This window comes from Chitinivorax sp. PXF-14, from assembly GCF_040812015.1.
Lineage (GTDB): Bacteria > Pseudomonadota > Gammaproteobacteria > Burkholderiales > SCOH01 > JBFNXJ01.
Genome location: NZ_JBFNXJ010000006.1, coordinates 170,557 through 186,988, shown reverse-complemented (window position 1 = coordinate 186,988; position 16,432 = coordinate 170,557). Strand labels below are relative to the sequence as shown.

General features: G+C 57.4%; 12 protein-coding genes and 1 tRNA gene. All 13 read right to left on the bottom strand.

Translation table 11 applies throughout. The features are described from left to right. Positions 1 to 9: 9 nt before the first annotated feature. The 13 genes from fusA to tuf all read right to left on the bottom strand — a co-directional run bounded on the left by fusA (position 10) and on the right by tuf (position 16,427). Complete coding sequence (fusA, locus tag ABWL39_RS09885; RefSeq protein WP_367789841.1) at positions 10 to 2,109, bottom strand: elongation factor G; 2,100 nt, start codon at positions 2,107 to 2,109, stop codon at positions 10 to 12. Between the two features lie 35 nt (positions 2,110 to 2,144). Continuing rightward, positions 2,145 to 2,615 carry a 30S ribosomal protein S7 gene (gene rpsG / locus ABWL39_RS09880; protein ID WP_367789838.1) on the bottom strand — a complete coding sequence of 157 codons (471 nt, stop codon included), beginning with the start codon at positions 2,613 to 2,615 and terminating at the stop codon, positions 2,145 to 2,147. Between the two features lie 114 nt (positions 2,616 to 2,729). Then, positions 2,730 to 3,104, bottom strand: a complete 375-nt coding sequence (gene rpsL / locus ABWL39_RS09875) for a 30S ribosomal protein S12 (protein WP_367789834.1) — start codon at positions 3,102 to 3,104, stop codon at positions 2,730 to 2,732. Positions 3,105 to 3,277: 173 nt separating this feature from the next. Beyond that, positions 3,278 to 7,465: a DNA-directed RNA polymerase subunit beta' gene (gene rpoC / locus ABWL39_RS09870; RefSeq protein WP_367789830.1), complete on the bottom strand. Its 4,188-nt coding sequence runs from the start codon at positions 7,463 to 7,465 to the stop codon at positions 3,278 to 3,280. A 57-nt stretch (positions 7,466 to 7,522) separates the two neighbouring features. Continuing rightward, a complete protein-coding gene (rpoB, locus tag ABWL39_RS09865; RefSeq protein ID WP_367789827.1) occupies positions 7,523 to 11,593 on the bottom strand; it encodes a DNA-directed RNA polymerase subunit beta in 4,071 nt (1,356 codons plus the stop codon). A gap of 157 nt (positions 11,594 to 11,750) precedes the next feature. After that, positions 11,751 to 12,122, bottom strand: a complete 372-nt coding sequence (rplL, locus tag ABWL39_RS09860) for a 50S ribosomal protein L7/L12 (protein ID WP_367789824.1) — start codon at positions 12,120 to 12,122, stop codon at positions 11,751 to 11,753. 42 nt (positions 12,123 to 12,164) lie between these two features. Continuing rightward, complete coding sequence (rplJ, locus tag ABWL39_RS09855; RefSeq protein WP_367789821.1) at positions 12,165 to 12,662, bottom strand: 50S ribosomal protein L10; 498 nt, start codon at positions 12,660 to 12,662, stop codon at positions 12,165 to 12,167. 279 nt (positions 12,663 to 12,941) lie between these two features. Then, complete coding sequence (gene rplA, locus ABWL39_RS09850) at positions 12,942 to 13,637, bottom strand: 50S ribosomal protein L1 (RefSeq protein ID WP_367789818.1); 696 nt, start codon at positions 13,635 to 13,637, stop codon at positions 12,942 to 12,944. Further along, the gene (rplK, locus tag ABWL39_RS09845; protein ID WP_367789815.1) at positions 13,638 to 14,069 is read right to left on the bottom strand and encodes a 50S ribosomal protein L11; all 432 of its coding nucleotides are present in this window, start codon (positions 14,067 to 14,069) and stop codon (positions 13,638 to 13,640) included. Between the two features lie 86 nt (positions 14,070 to 14,155). Next, positions 14,156 to 14,689: a transcription termination/antitermination protein NusG gene (nusG, locus tag ABWL39_RS09840; protein ID WP_367789812.1), complete on the bottom strand. Its 534-nt coding sequence runs from the start codon at positions 14,687 to 14,689 to the stop codon at positions 14,156 to 14,158. Then, positions 14,689 to 15,045 carry a preprotein translocase subunit SecE gene (gene secE, locus ABWL39_RS09835; RefSeq protein ID WP_367789809.1) on the bottom strand — a complete coding sequence of 119 codons (357 nt, stop codon included), beginning with the start codon at positions 15,043 to 15,045 and terminating at the stop codon, positions 14,689 to 14,691. Before secE ends, nusG begins: the two co-directional genes overlap by 1 nt. Before the next feature lie 72 nt (positions 15,046 to 15,117). Next, positions 15,118 to 15,193: transfer RNA gene (locus ABWL39_RS09830), tRNA-Trp, on the bottom strand. A 43-nt stretch (positions 15,194 to 15,236) separates the two neighbouring features. After that, the gene (gene tuf, locus ABWL39_RS09825) at positions 15,237 to 16,427 is read right to left on the bottom strand and encodes an elongation factor Tu (RefSeq protein WP_367789806.1); all 1,191 of its coding nucleotides are present in this window, start codon (positions 16,425 to 16,427) and stop codon (positions 15,237 to 15,239) included. Positions 16,428 to 16,432: the final 5 nt, after the last annotated feature.

Here is a 16,432-nt window from a genome sequence, read left to right as displayed (position 1 = left end):
TAAATTTGGTTATTTCTTGCTGTTCATTACGGCTTCAGCGACGTTGCGCGGAGCCTCGGAGTAATGCTTGAACTCCATCGAGTACGTAGCGCGACCCTGAGACATCGAACGCAGCGTGGTCGAGTAGCCGAACATTTCTGCCAGCGGAACTTCCGCCTTGATCATCTTACCGCCGGCAGGATTGTCATCCATACCCTGCAACATGCCGCGACGGGAAGAGATGTCGCCCATGATGTCACCCATGTACTCTTCCGGCGTTTCGATTTCAACAGCCATCATCGGCTCAAGAATCACCGGACCCGCACGGCGCATCGCCTCCTTGAACGCCAGCGAACCGGCCAGTTCAAACGCGATCTGCGACGAGTCGACGTCATGGTAGGAACCGAAGGTCAGACGTACCTTGACATCCACAACAGGGAAGCCAGCCAACACACCCGCCTTGAGCGTGTTCTGAATACCCTTATCGACAGACGGAATGAATTCACGGGGAATCGTGCCGCCCTTGATTTCGTCGACGAACGAGTAGCCCTTACCTTCACCCGCCGGCTCAACGGTAATCACGCAGTGGCCGTACTGACCCTTACCACCCGACTGCTTGGCGTGCTTACCTTCGATATCCTCGGCGACCTTGGTGATCGTTTCACGGTAAGCAACCTGTGGCGCGCCGACGTTAGCCTCGACACCAAACTCGCGCTTCATGCGATCGACAATAATTTCCAGGTGCAATTCACCCATGCCGGAAATAATCGTCTGACCCGATTCTTCGTCGGTACGCACGCGGAACGACGGATCTTCCTTGGCCAAGCGATTCAGGGCAACACCCATCTTCTCTTGGTCGGCCTTGGTCTTGGGTTCAACCGCAACGTGAATTACCGGATCCGGGAACTCCATGCGCTCAAGGACGATGACGCTATCGATGGCACACAAGGTTTCACCGGTAGTCACTTCCTTCAGACCAATCGCTGCTGCGATGTCACCCGCGCGAACCTCTTCGATTTCCTCGCGGTTGTTCGCATGCATCTGAACGATACGGCCGATACGCTCCTTCTTGTCCTTGACGGAGTTCATCACCGAGTCACCCTGCTTAACCACACCCGAATAGACGCGGAAGAAGGTCAACTGACCGACATAGGGGTCGTTCATCAGCTTGAACGCCAGCGCGGAGAATGGCGCTTCATCAGACGCCTCACGGCTATCTTCCTCGCCATTTTCCTTGGTACCCTTGACCGGAGGAATATCGACCGGCGACGGCAGCAGCTGAATAACGGTATCCAGCATCAGCTGTACACCCTTGTTCTTGAACGCGGTGCCACACAGCATCGGCTGGATTTCGCAAGCCAAGGTACGCTGACGCAGCGCCTCGATGACCTGCTCTTCGGACAGCGAGCCGTTTTCCAGGTATTCGTTCATTAGGTCTTCGCTTGCCTCTGCGGCAGCTTCAACCATCTTTTCGCGCCATTCATCTGCCACGCCCTGCAGCTCGGCAGGGATGTCAACGTATTCGAACTTCATACCTTGGGAGGCTTCATCCCAAATGATGGCCTTCATCTTGATCAGGTCCACAACACCAGTAAAGGTGTCTTCAGCCCCGATAGGAATGGCCACCGGCACAGGATTTGCCTTCAGGCGGGTACGCATCTGCTCGACCACGCGGAAGAAGTTGGCACCCTGACGGTCCATCTTGTTGACGAAGGCGAGACGGGGCACCTTGTACTTGTTCGCCTGACGCCATACGGTTTCAGACTGTGGCTGTACACCACCCACTGCACAGTAAACCATGCAGGCGCCATCCAGAACACGCATGGAACGCTCCACCTCGATGGTGAAGTCAACGTGCCCCGGGGTATCAATAATATTGATACGATGCTCAGGGAACTGGCGCGCCATACCGCTCCAGAACGTGGTCGTTGCAGCGGAGGTAATGGTAATACCACGCTCCTGCTCCTGCTCCATCCAGTCCATGGTGGCGGCGCCGTCATGCACTTCACCGATCTTGTGGTTCACACCGGTGTAGAACAGGATACGCTCGGTGGTAGTCGTCTTACCGGCGTCGATGTGAGCACTAATACCGATATTACGGTAGCGCTCGATAGGTGTTTTACGTGCCACAGCTAAAACCTTTTAAGCAATGTTCAAAGAACGATTTAGAAGCGATAGTGCGAGAACGCCTTGTTCGCTTCCGCCATGCGGTGCACTTCGTCGCGCTTCTTCATCGCGCCACCACGCCCCTCGGAGGCATCCAGCAGCTCGCCGGCAAGTCGCAATGCCATGGACTTTTCGCCGCGCTTACGAGCCGCTTCACGCAACCAACGCATAGCCAATGCCATACGACGTGCAGGACGCACCTCAACCGGAACCTGGTAGTTCGCACCACCGACACGACGACTCTTGACCTCAACCACAGGCTTTACATTGCTCATCGCCTGATTGAAGACAGCCAGCGGATCTTTGCTGGACTTCTTCTCGATCTGCTCGAGCGCGCCGTAAACGATGTTTTCAGCAACGGACTTCTTGCCGTCCAGCATCACCACGTTCATGAATTTTGCCAGATCCACATTACCGAACTTAGGATCAGGCAGGACTTCGCGTTTGGGTACTTCTCTACGTCTTGGCATTTTTAACCTCTTCAAATCTATTCAGCTGAGTGACACGCCACTCCCGACCGACCACCTGGCCAGCCGCTTACTAGACGGCAGCGCAACATAGGCCTTGCCGCCTGACACGGAACCTTAGGCCTTCGGGCGTTTGGTACCGTACTTGGAACGACTCTGCTTACGATCTTTCACGCCAGCAGTGTCCAGACTACCGCGCACGGTGTGGTAACGAACACCAGGCAAGTCCTTCACACGACCACCGCGAATCAGCACGACCGAGTGCTCCTGCAGGTTGTGACCTTCACCGCCGATATACGAAATCACTTCGAAACCGTTGGTCAGGCGAACCTTACACACCTTACGCAGAGCCGAGTTTGGCTTCTTTGGGGTGGTGGTGTAGACACGGGTACATACACCACGCTTCTGCGGGCAAGCTTCCAGCGCGGGAACCTTGCTCTTCGCAGGCGCGCTTTGGCGACCCTTACGAACAAGTTGGTTAATGGTTGGCATTGCTTCTTCCTAAAAAAACGAGGCGACAAACATTGCCGCCACTCTAGACGAAAGGACCCAAGATTCTATGTGATTTTTCAAGGCCCTGTCAAATCCTGGCCTTTCAAAGACAACGGATCGGGAACCCTTCGAGGCTCCCGATCCGGACTTACTGGCTGCGACGCTATTGTGGTTTATTCGTGAACTTCGCTAGCGGCCGCTTCCTGCAGCTCCACACGACCAGCCTGATCTTCGCCACGCGTACGCTTGCGACGGCTCGAATGGTAAGCCAGACCGGTACCGGCAGGAATCAGGCGACCAACGATGACGTTTTCCTTCAGGCCACGCAGATCGTCCTTCTTGCCCATGATTGCGGCTTCGGTCAGGACGCGAGTCGTTTCCTGGAACGACGCAGCGGAGATGAAGGAATCCGTCGACAGCGATGCCTTGGTAATACCAAGCAGTACGTTGTCGTACTGCGCCGGCAACTTGCCTTCCGCCGCCATCTGGTCATTGACCTCGAGCACCTCGGCGCGTTCCACCTGCTCACCCGGGATGAACTTGGTATCGCCAGCGTCATTTATGGATACACGACGCAGCATCTGGCGCACGATCACCTCGATGTGCTTGTCGTTAATCTTCACGCCCTGCAGTCGATAGACTTCCTGCACCTCTTCGACGATGTAGCGAGCCAAGGCCTCGATACCCTGCAGGCGCAGAATGTCGTGCGGATCTACCGGGCCGTCCACGATCGTTTCACCACGGTTCAGCACCTGGCCGTCATGCACCAGTACGTGCTTTTCCTTGGGAATCAGGTTCTCGTGAGCTACACCGTCGACATCGGTAATGACCAAGCGCTGCTTGCCCTTGGTGTCCTTACCGAACGATACCGTGCCGGTGATTTCAGCCAGCATGCCGGCATCCTTCGGCGAACGGGCTTCAAACAGCTCAGCCACGCGCGGCAGACCACCGGTAATGTCGCGTGTCTTCGACGATTCCTGAGGAATACGGGCCAGCACTTCACCCACACCAACATCCTGACCATCCTTCACGGTAATGATACAACCGATCTGGAAGGTGATATTGACAGGCGTATCGGTGCCGACGATCTTCACTTCCTGGCCGCTGCCGTCGAGCAACTTGACCTGCGGACGCAACCCCTTCAGTTGAGCACCGGCGCGCCGTTTCGGGTCGATGACCACCAAGGTCGACAGGCCCGTTACCTCGTCGATCTGCTTCGCAACGGTCGCACCTTCCTCGACGTTCTCGAACTTGATGCGGCCAGCGTACTCGGTAATGATCGGACGAGTGTGTGGGTCCCAGGTCGCCAGCACCTGACCGGCCTTCACCTGCGTACCGTCAACGGAAAGCAGCGTGGCGCCGTATGGTACCTTGTGACGCTCGCGCTCACGGCCATTGTCGTCGGTAATCACGATTTCACCGGAACGTGCAATGGCAATCTGCTCACCCTTCACGTTGGTGACATAACGCATCTGGCTGGAGAAACGCACCACACCGTTCGACTTGGTCTCGATCTGGCTTGCCACCGCTGCACGCGACGCCGCACCACCGATGTGGAAGGTACGCATGGTCAGCTGGGTACCCGGCTCACCGATCGACTGTGCAGCGATCACACCCACGGCTTCGCCGACGTTCACCAGCTTGCCGCGACCCAGATCGCGGCCGTAGCAGGTTGCGCACAGGCCGTAACGGGTTTCGCACGTCAACGGCGTGCGTACCTTGACTTCATCGATACCAGCCGCTTCGATCTGCTCGACAACCGCCTCGGTCAGCAAGGTACCGGCCTCGAACATGGTTTCATCGGTGTCAGGATTGATGATGTCGTTGGCAGCGGTACGACCCAGAATGCGGTCACGCAACGCCTCGATCACTTCACCGCCCTGCAGTACAGCCTTGAGCGCCACGCCATTACGGGTGCCGCAGTCTTCACCGGTCACCACCAGATCCTGGGTCACGTCGACGAGACGACGCGTCAGGTAACCGGAGTTCGCAGTCTTCAGTGCCGTATCCGCCAGACCCTTACGCGCACCGTGCGTCGAGATAAAGTACTGGAGTACATTCAGACCTTCGCGGAAGTTCGCGGTAATCGGCGTTTCGATAATCGAGCCATCCGGCTTCGCCATCAGGCCACGCATACCGGCCAGCTGACGAATCTGCGCCGCGGAACCCCGCGCGCCGGAGTCAGCCATCATGTAGATGGCGTTGAACGACTCTTGCTGCACCGTTTTGCCTTCGCGATCGACAACCGGCTCCTTGGCGAGCTGCTCCATCATCGCCTTGGCAACCTGGTCGCCTGCGCGACCCCAGATGTCAACTACCTTGTTGTAACGCTCACCCTGGGTGACGAGACCCGAGGTGTACTGCATTTCGATTTCCTTAACTTCCTTCTCCGCCGCACCGATGATGTCGTGCTTGACGGACGGAACCTGCATGTCGTCGACGCAAATCGAGATACCACCACGGGTCGCATAGCTGAAACCGGTGTACATCAGCTGGTCGGCGAAGATGACGGTATCGCGCAGGCCGCAACGACGGAACGAGGCGTTGATCAGCTTCGAGATTTCCTTCTTCTTCAACGATTTGTTGATGAAGCTGAAGGGCAGGCCCTTCGGCAGGATCTCGGACAGCAGCGCGCGGCCGACGGTCGTTTCGTGGCGAACCAGCTTCTCGGCAAATTCGCCGTTGCCGATCGGATCATATTCCTTCAGGCGCACGGTGATCTTGGTCGACAGGTGAACCTGACGCGTCTCGTAGGCGCGGAACACTTCGCCGACGTCGGAGAAACGCATACCTTCGCCGATCGCATTGATGCGTTCGCGCGTCATGTAGTACAGCCCCAGTACGATATCCTGCGACGGCACGATGATCGGCTCGCCGTTGGCAGGCGACAACACGTTGTTGGAGGCCAGCATCAGCGTGCGGGCTTCCATCTGTGCTTCGAGCGACAGCGGGACGTGAACAGCCATCTGGTCACCGTCGAAGTCGGCGTTGAACGCCGCGCACACGAGCGGATGCAGCTGGATGGCCTTGCCTTCGATCAGTACCGGCTCGAATGCCTGAATACCCAGGCGGTGCAGCGTCGGCGCGCGGTTCAGCATGACCGGGTGTTCGCGAATGACTTCTTCGAGGATGTCCCAGACTTCCGGCACTTCCTGTTCGACCAGGCGCTTCGCAGCCTTGATCGTCGTTGCTAGGCCAAGCACTTCCAGCTTGTGGAAGATGAAGGGCTTGAACAACTCGAGTGCCATCTTCTTGGGCAGGCCGCACTGGTGCAGACGCAGCGTCGGGCCAACCACGATCACGGAACGGCCGGAATAGTCGACACGCTTACCCAGCAGGTTCTGACGGAAACGACCGCCCTTACCCTTGATCATGTCCGCCAGCGACTTCAGCGGGCGCTTGTTGGCACCGGTCATCGCCTTGCCGCGACGGCCGTTGTCGAGCAGCGAATCAACGGCTTCCTGCAACATGCGCTTTTCGTTGCGCACGATGATTTCAGGCGCCTTCAGCTCCAACAGGCGCTTGAGGCGGTTGTTGCGGTTGATGACGCGACGGTACAGGTCATTCAGGTCGGACGTGGCAAAACGGCCACCATCCAGCGGAACGAGCGGACGCAGTTCTGGCGGCAGTACCGGCAGCACTTCCATGATCATCCAGTCGGGCTTGATGCCGGACTTGTGGAAGGCCTCCAATACCTTCAGACGCTTGGCGATCTTCTTGATCTTGGCATCCGAACCGGTATTTTCGAGTTCGTGCTTGAGACGTTCCATTTCGCCGATGAGGTCCAGCGTACGCAGCAGATCGCGCACACCTTCAGCCCCCATGCTGGCAGAGAATTCGTCGCCATACTCTTCGAGCTTGTTCAGGTAATCGTCTTCGGTCAGCAGCTGCGCACGTTGCAGCGGCGTGATACCTGGATCGGTCACGACATAGGCTTCGAAGTACAACACGCGTTCGATGTCGCGCAATGTCATGTCGAGCACCATGCCCAGACGCGACGGCAGCGACTTGAGGAACCAGATGTGAGCGGTCGGCGAGGCCAGTTCGATGTGGCCCATGCGCTCGCGGCGCACCTTGGACAGGGTGACTTCGACGCCACACTTCTCGCAGATCACGCCACGATGCTTGAGGCGCTTGTACTTGCCGCACAGGCACTCGTAATCCTTGATCGGCCCGAAGATACGCGCGCAGAACAGGCCATCGCGCTCAGGCTTGAAGGTACGATAGTTGATCGTTTCTGGTTTCTTGACTTCGCCAAACGACCAGGAACGGATTTTCTCCGGCGACGCGATGCCGATACGGATGGCATCGAATTCTTCTTCCTGCGTCACCTGCTTGAACAGATCGAGCAATGCTTTCATCAGTTACTCCTGAGAATTTCTTGGGGGTGGCGCTGGCGCCACCCGTGTTCCTTGGTCTTAGTAGCGCTCGAGATCGATGTCGATACCCAGCGAGCGGATTTCCTTCACCAATACGTTGAAGGATTCCGGCATGCCAGCGTCGATCTTGTGCTCGCCCTTGACGATGTTCTCGTAGACCTTGGTACGGCCAGTCACGTCATCGGACTTCACGGTCAGCATTTCCTGCAGCGTGTAGGACGCGCCATACGCTTCCAGTGCCCACACTTCCATTTCACCGAAGCGCTGGCCACCGAACTGTGCCTTACCGCCGAGCGGTTGCTGGGTCACGAGCGAGTATGGGCCGGTGGAGCGCGCGTGCATCTTGTCATCGACCAAGTGGTGCAGCTTGAGCACGTGCATGTAACCGACAGTTACCTTGCGGTCGAATGCCTCGCCGGAGCGACCATCGTGCAGGGTGATCTGACCCGATTCAGGCAGATCAGCCAACCGCAGCATGGTCTTGATTTCCTCTTCCTTCGCACCGTCGAATACCGGCGTGGCGAACGGCACACCCTTGGACAGGTTGCGGGCGAGTTCGATCACTTCCTCGTCGGTAAACGAAGCAACGTCTTCCTTCTGGCCCGAGCTGTTGTACACCTTGTCCAGGAAGTCGCGCATTTCCTTGATCTGCAGGCCGCGCTGGTCCTTGAGCATGGCATTGATCTTGTTGCCAAGACCCTTGGCAGCCCAACCCAGATGCACCTCGAGAATCTGACCGATATTCATACGCGACGGTACGCCCAGCGGGTTCAACACGATATCCATCTGTGTGCCGTTGGCCATGTAAGGCATGTCTTCGATCGGTACGATGCGCGATACCACACCCTTGTTACCGTGACGACCTGCCATCTTGTCGCCAGGCTGCAGGCGGCGCTTCACGGCCACGTAGACCTTGACCATCTTCTGCACACCCGGCGGCAACTCGTCGCCTTGGGTCAGCTTCTTGCGCTTCTCTTCGAAGCGTGCGTCGAAGTCGAGACGCAGCTGCTCAAGGCTGGCCTTGGCCAACTCGAGCTGGCGAGCACCTTCGTCATCCGACAGGCGAATGTCGAACCAGTCATGACGCGGGATCGAGTCCAGGTAGTCGCGAGTCAGCTCGGTACCCTTGGTGATGCGCTTCGGGCCACCATTGACGACCTTACCAATGATGGTCTTGGCGATACGGTCGAATGCATCGTTCTCGACGATACGCAACTGGTCAGCCAAGTCCTTCTTGTAACGCTTCAGGTGGTCGTCGATGATCTGCTGGGCACGCGCATCGCGCTCGATACCTTCGCGGGTGAATACCTGCACGTCGATGACTGTGCCGCTCATGCCCGTCGGCACGCGCAGCGAAGTATCCTTCACGTCGGATGCCTTCTCACCGAAGATCGCGCGCAGCAGCTTCTCTTCCGGCGTCAGTTGGGTTTCACCCTTAGGCGTTACCTTGCCGACCAGCACATCACCGGCCTCGACTTCCGCACCGATGTAGACGATGCCGGATTCATCTAGGCGCGACAGCATGCGCTCGCTCAGATTCGAGATGTCACGCGTGATTTCTTCAGGTCCGAGCTTGGTATCACGTGCAACAACGTTCAACTCTTCGATATGGATCGAGGTATAGCGGTCTTCTGCCACGACACGCTCGGAGATCAGGATCGAATCCTCGAAGTTGTAGCCGTTCCACGGCATGAACGCCACCAGCATGTTCTGGCCCAGCGCGAGTTCACCGAGGTCGGTCGATGCACCGTCGGCAATCACGTCAGCCTTGGCCAGACGGTCACCGACCTTGACGATCGGACGCTGGTTGATGTTGGTGTTCTGGTTGGAACGCGTGTACTTGGTCAGGTTGTAGATGTCCACACCGACTTCACCCGCACTGGTCTCATCGTCGTTCACGCGGATCACCACGCGGTTGGCATCGACATAATCGACCAGACCGCCACGCAGCGCCTTCACCGCAGTACCCGAGTCAACCGCACATGTGCGTTCGATGCCCGTGCCGACGAACGGCTTTTCCGCCCGCAGACAAGGTACGGCCTGACGTTGCATGTTGGCGCCCATCAAGGCACGGTTCGCATCGTCGTGCTCCAGGAACGGAATCAGCGACGCAGCAACCGACACGATCTGCGACGGCGCGATGTCCATGTACTGAATGCGATCCGGCGTCGACACCGTGGTTTCGCCACGGTGACGGCAAGTCACCAACTCATCGATCAGCGTGCCATCGGTATCGAGCGTCGCGTTTGCCTGAGCCACGACATAGCGGCCCTCTTCAATCGCGGACAGGTACTCGATCTGGTCGGTCACCTTGGAATCAACCACCTTGCGGTACGGCGTCTCGAGGAAGCCGTACTCATTGGTGCGCGCATAGATCGCCAGCGAGTTGATCAGACCGATGTTCGGGCCTTCCGGCGTTTCAATCGGGCATACACGGCCGTAGTGGGTCGGGTGCACGTCGCGCACTTCGAAGCCTGCGCGTTCGCGCGTCAGACCGCCCGGGCCAAGTGCCGAGACACGACGCTTGTGCGTGATTTCCGACAGCGGGTTGGTCTGGTCCATGAACTGCGACAACTGGCTGGAGCCGAAGAACTCCTTGATTGCAGCCGAAACTGGCTTGGCATTGATCAGGTCATGCGGCATCAGGTTGTCCGACTCGGCCTGGCTCAAGCGTTCCTTGACAGCGCGCTCGACACGAACGAGGCCAGCGCGGAACTGGTTCTCCGCCAACTCGCCCACGGAACGGACACGACGGTTACCCAGGTGGTCGATGTCATCGATCTCGCCTCGGCCATTGCGCAACTCGACCAGCAGCTTGATCACAGCAACGATGTCTTCGTTGGCCAGCGTGCCCGAGCCGAGCAGCTCGTCGCGGCTGATGCGGCGGTTGAACTTCATGCGGCCGACCGCCGACAGATCGTAACGGTCCTCCGAGAAGAACAAGCCCTGGAACAGCGCCTGAACAGCATCTTCGGTCGGCGGCTCGCCAGGACGCATCATGCGGTAGATCGCGATACGCGCCTGACTCTGGTCGACGGTGTCGTCGGTACGCAGGGTGTTGGAGATGTAGGCACCTACATCGAGATCATTGGTGTAGATGACCTGAACCTGCTTGACACCAGCCTTGTCGAGCTTGACCAGCAGCTCTTCAGTGATCTCCTCGTTCGCTCGAGCGACGATCTCGCCGGTGCTTTCATTGACGATATTATTCGCCAGCACGCGGCCAACCAGGAAGTCATGTGGCACGCCAACGCGCGTCAGGCCTGCAGCCTGGATGTCACGGATATGCTTCGCGGTGACGCGCTTGTCTTTTTGTGCCAGCACCTTGCCATCTGCGGCGATGATGTCGAACTTGGCGATTTCGCCCTTCAGACGCTCGGACACCAGTTCCATTTCAACCCCATTACCGAAGTAGAAGGTATCGAACTGGAAGAACTCGGCGAGGATCTGCTCAGGTGTATAGCCTAGGGACTTCAGCAGGATCGTGACCGGCATCTTGCGACGGCGGTCGATACGGAAGTACAGGTAATCCTTGGGGTCGAATTCGAAGTCGAGCCAGGAACCACGGTAAGGAATGATACGAGCAGAAAACAGCAGCTTGCCCGACGAGTGCGTCTTGCCACGGTCGTGCTCGAAGAACACGCCCGGCGAACGGTGCAACTGCGAAACGATAACGCGCTCGGTACCGTTGATGATGAAAGAACCGGTAGCAGTCATCAACGGGATCTCACCCATGTAGACTTCCTGCTCCTTAACCTCTTTCACCTTCTGCGTTTCGCGGTCCATGATGGTCAGGCGGACACGGGCACGCAGCGGTGCAGCAAAGGTAATACCGCGTTGCTGACACTCCGGCTCATCGAATACCGGATCGCCCATCAGGTAGTGGACAAAATCAAGCTTTGCGTTACCGGAGTGGCTCGTGATCGGAAAGACCGACTGAAACGCAGCTTGCAGGCCCACGGTCTTACGATTTTCGACCGCAGCGCCTGCCTGTAAGAATTGTGCGTAAGACTCAATCTGGGTGGCCAGGAGGTATGGCACCCCCAGCACGGTTTCCCGCTTCGCGAAACTCTTACGAATGCGTTTTTTCTCGGTGAACGAATAGCTCATTAGGTAACTCCGTCGAGTTGGGTGCGCTAGAACACAAAAAGTAGCGACCTACAGATAAGTTATTGCTTTTTAAGGAATTGCTTGCCGCTTGTTTTTGTTTTCTACAAACGAAATCAGGCCGGTGCCGTAGCACCAGCCCAATCTACGCAAAGCGTGATTACTTGATTTCGACCTTGGCGCCGGCTTCTTCCAGCTGCTTCTTGATCGATTCAGCATCAGCCTTGTTAGCGCCTTCCTTAACGGCCTTCGGAGCGCCGTCAACGAGGTCCTTGGCTTCCTTCAGGCCCAGGCCGGTCACTGCGCGAACAACCTTGATCACGCCAACCTTGTTGTCGCCAGCGGCAGTCAGGACCACGTCGAACTCGGTCTTTTCTTCAGCAGCCGGTGCAGCGGCGCCAGCGGGGCCAGCAACAGCAACAGCAGCAGCGGAAACGCCGAACTTCTCTTCGAACGCCTTAACCAGGTCGTTCAGTTCGAGAACGGACATCGCGCCAACGGCTTCGAGGATATCGTCTTTGGTAATTGCCATTTGTTAAAACTCCTGAAACTTGTTTCTTTGTAAGATAAACGCTTACGCGGCTTCGGCCTGTTTCTTTTCGGCCAGGGCAGCCATCGCGCGTGCAAAACCGGACACCGGAGCCTGCATAACGAACAGCAGCTTGGATAGCAGCTCGTCACGGCTCGGGATCGACGCCAGGGCAGCAACTTCAGCGGCGTTCATTACCTTGCCGTCGAAAGAGCCTGCCTTGACGACGATCTTGTCATCGGCCTTGGAAAAATCATGCAACACCTTGGCTGCAGCGACGGCATCAACAGAAATACCGTAGACCAGCGGGCCAACCATTTGGTCAGCCAGACCGGCGAACGGGGTATCTGCAACTGCGCGACGCGCCAGCGTGTTCTTGAGAACGCGCAGGTACACGCCCTGCTCACGCGCCTTTGCGCGCAGCTTGGTCATGCTTGCAACCTCAATGCCCCGATATTCAGCGATCACGATAGTCTGGGCACCGGCAACTTGCGCCGATACCTCAGCTACGACCGCCTTTTTATCTTCAAGATTGAGACTCAAGGTCTACCTCCTACAGTTAACGAATCGGAAGGATGAACAACGCCACCATTCCGCGCTCTAGATACGGCGACCTGACTCAGGAGATACTTCGATTGGCTCCACGCCTTGCGACGTGAAAAATCTGAAACCTGCATTCGGGTGCACCGTCTGCGTAGGCGGCCAAAAAGCCAGATTAAGCCCCGAAAGGCACCTACGGTCTTTGACAATCTGCCGCCAGACGCGACAGCCCAAAGTCAAAAGGGCGATGCGGCATCAGCCACATCGCCGGATACAACTCAATCAGCCCGCGAGCGTAGCGGTGTCCACACGGACACCGACACCCATGGTGCTGGATACTGCAACCTTGCGCAGGTAAATGCCCTTGGAGCTTGCCGGCTTGGCCTTTTGCAGGGCCTCGATCAGCGCACCCAGGTTTTCACGCAGCGCAGCCGGCTCGAACGATGCTCGGCCGATGGTGCACTGAATGATGCCGCCCTTATCGGTACGGTATTGAACCTGACCGGCCTTGGCATTCTTGACTGCCTCGGCAACGTTCGGCGTAACGGTGCCAACCTTGGGGTTCGGCATCAGGCCACGCGGACCAAGAATCTGACCGAGCTGGCCAACGATACGCATTGCATCGGGGCTGGCGATCACGATATCGAAATCCATCATGCCACCCTTGATCTGCTCTGCCAGATCTTCGAAACCGACGATCTCGGCACCCGCAGCCTTGGCCGCCTCAGCAGCAGCACCTTGCGAGAACACGGCAACGCGAACCGACTTACCGGTGCCACGCGGCAGCACAACCGAACCACGAACAACCTGGTCAGACTTACGCGCATCAACGCCGAGATTGACTGCAACGTCGATGGACTCGTCAAACTTGGCAGTAGCCGCACCCTTGACCAGATCCAGCGCCTCTTCGATCGGGTACAGCTTGTTACGGTCAACCTTTGCCTTCAGCGCTTGGAGACGCTTGGAAACCTTAGCCATTTACACGCCCTCCGTTTCGATACCCATGCTGCGTGCAGAACCCGCGATCGTACGAACTGCAGCATCCATGTCGGCAGCGGTCAAATCAGGCTGCTTGGTCTTGGCAATTTCTTCGAGCTGGGCACGAGTCAGCTTGCCTACCTTGTCGGTATGTGGCTTCGGGCTACCCTTTTGCACGCCAGCCGCCTTCTTGATCAGGACGGTCGCCGGCGGCGTCTTCATGATGAAGGTGAAGCTCTTGTCGGCGAACGCGGTGATGACCACCGGAATCGGCAAACCTGGCTCCAGGCCTTGAGTCTGCGCGTTGAACGCCTTGCAGAACTCCATGATATTCAAACCACGCTGACCCAGCGCCGGACCGATCGGTGGCGAGGGGTTAGCCTTACCTGCAGGCACCTGCAGTTTGATGTAGCCTATAATTTTCTTAGCCACGATGAAGCTCCTTAAATGGGTTTAACGCAACAGCGATATAACGCCGCCGCTCCCCGTTACAAAACGCTGCTCGCGCAGCGAAAACCTTATGCCTTTTCGACCTGACCAAAATCAAGCTCGACCGGAGTCGGGCGACCAAAGATCAGAACAGAAACACGCAATTTATTCTTGTCGTAATCGACGTGCTCGACCGTACCGTTAAAGTCGGTGAACGGCCCTTCAGCCACACGCACGAGCTGACCAATCTCGAACAGTACCTTGGGCTTGGGCTTCTCGACCCCTTCCTGCATCTGCTGCATCAGGGAGTCCACCTCCTTCTGACTGATGGGTGTCGGCTTCATTCCCGACCCACCGACAAAACCAGTCACTTTGGGTGTACTCTTAACCAAGTGCCACGACTCGTCCGTCATTTCCATTTCGACGAGCACATAACCCGGGAAGAATTTGCGTTCAGCCACACTCTTGCGACCAGAACGAATCTCCATCACCTCTTCAACCGGAACGAGGATCTGGCCAAACATATCAGCCATATCCGAACGATCAATGCGCTCTTTCAGCGCACGCTGCACGCTCTTCTCGAAACCGGAGTAGGCATGAACCACATACCAACGCTTAGCCATTATTTACTCCGCCCGAGCAAAAGATCGTAGAACAACCAAGTAATCGTGCCATCCACCAACCACATGAATAGCGCCAGCACGACAACAAAACCAAATACCACCATGGTCAGTTGCACGGTTTCCTTGCGGGCTGGCCACACCACCTTCTTGGCCTCCGCCACCGACTCCTTGGCAAATTCAACAAAACCCTTCCCCGGCGTACTCGTCAGCACCACACCGCCAGCAGCAACCAAGCCGACAAGCACCGACAACACCCGGACAAAAGAGCCGCTCGAAGCGAGCACGTAGTATCCGACCACCCCCAGCACCATCAACATCAGCGCCGCAGCGACCTTTATTCTGTCTTGAACTTCCATAGCCTCTGGAATCTACCGTCGAGGAAACCTCGAAACGTGTAAAGCCACCCGGCATAGCCGGGTGGCATTATTTGGCAGGCGAGGAGGGCCTCGAACCCCCAACCCTCGGTTTTGGAGACCGATACTCTGCCAATTGAGCTACTCGCCTAGGGGAGGCAGCATTATACTCATGCCACCTTTTCTTGCAACTATTACTCAATAACCTTAGCTACAACACCGGCACCGACGGTGCGGCCACCTTCGCGGATCGCGAAGCGCAGACCTTGCTCCATCGCGATCGGCGCGATCAGGGCTACAGTCATGGCGATGTTGTCGCCTGGCATTACCATTTCGGTACCTGCCGGCAGATCGATCGAGCCGGTCACGTCCGTAGTACGGAAGTAGAACTGCGGACGATAGCCGTTGAAGAACGGGGTATGACGGCCACCCTCTTCCTTGGACAGGATGTAGACCTCTGCCTGGAACTTGGTGTGCGGGGTGATCGAACCCGGCTTGGCCAGAACCTGGCCACGCTCGACGTCTTCACGCTTGGTGCCGCGCAGCAGCACGCCCACGTTGTCGCCTGCCTGACCTTGGTCGAGCAGCTTGCGGAACATTTCAACGCCGGTGCAAGTAGTCTTGACGGTCGCCTTGATACCGACGATTTCGACTTCTTCACCTACCTTGACGATGCCACGCTCGATACGACCAGTCACGACGGTGCCGCGACCGGAGATGGAGAATACATCTTCCACGGGCATCAGGAAGGCGCCGTCAACGGCACGCTCCGGCTCAGGGATGTAGCTGTCCAGCGCGTCGGCCAGGCGGAAGATCGCCGGTTCGCCGATGTCGCTCTGGTCGCCCTCCAGCGCCTTCAGGGCGGAGCCCTTGATCAGCGGCAGGTCGTCGCCCGGGAAGTCGTACTTGGAGAGCAGTTCACGCACTTCCATTTCGACCAGTTCGAGCAACTCTTCGTCGTCGACCATGTCGCACTTGTTCAGGAAGACGATGATGTACGGCACACCTACCTGACGAGCCAGCAGGATGTGTTCACGCGTTTGCGGCATCGGGCCGTCAGCAGCGGAACAAACCAGGATCGCACCGTCCATCTGGGCGGCACCGGTAATCATGTTCTTAACGTAGTCAGCGTGACCCGGGCAATCTACGTGGGCGTAGTGACGCTTTTCGGTTTCGTATTCAACGTGCGCGGTATTGATGGTGATGCCGCGAGCCTTTTCTTCCGGCGCGCTGTCGATCTGGTCGTAACCCTTGGCTTCGCCACCGAATTTCTTCGACAGAATGGTGGTGATCGCTGCAGTCAGCGTGGTCTTGCCATGGTCAACGTGACCGATGGTGCCGACGTTTACGTGCGGTTTTGTCCGCTCGAACTTTTCCTTTGCCATGATCG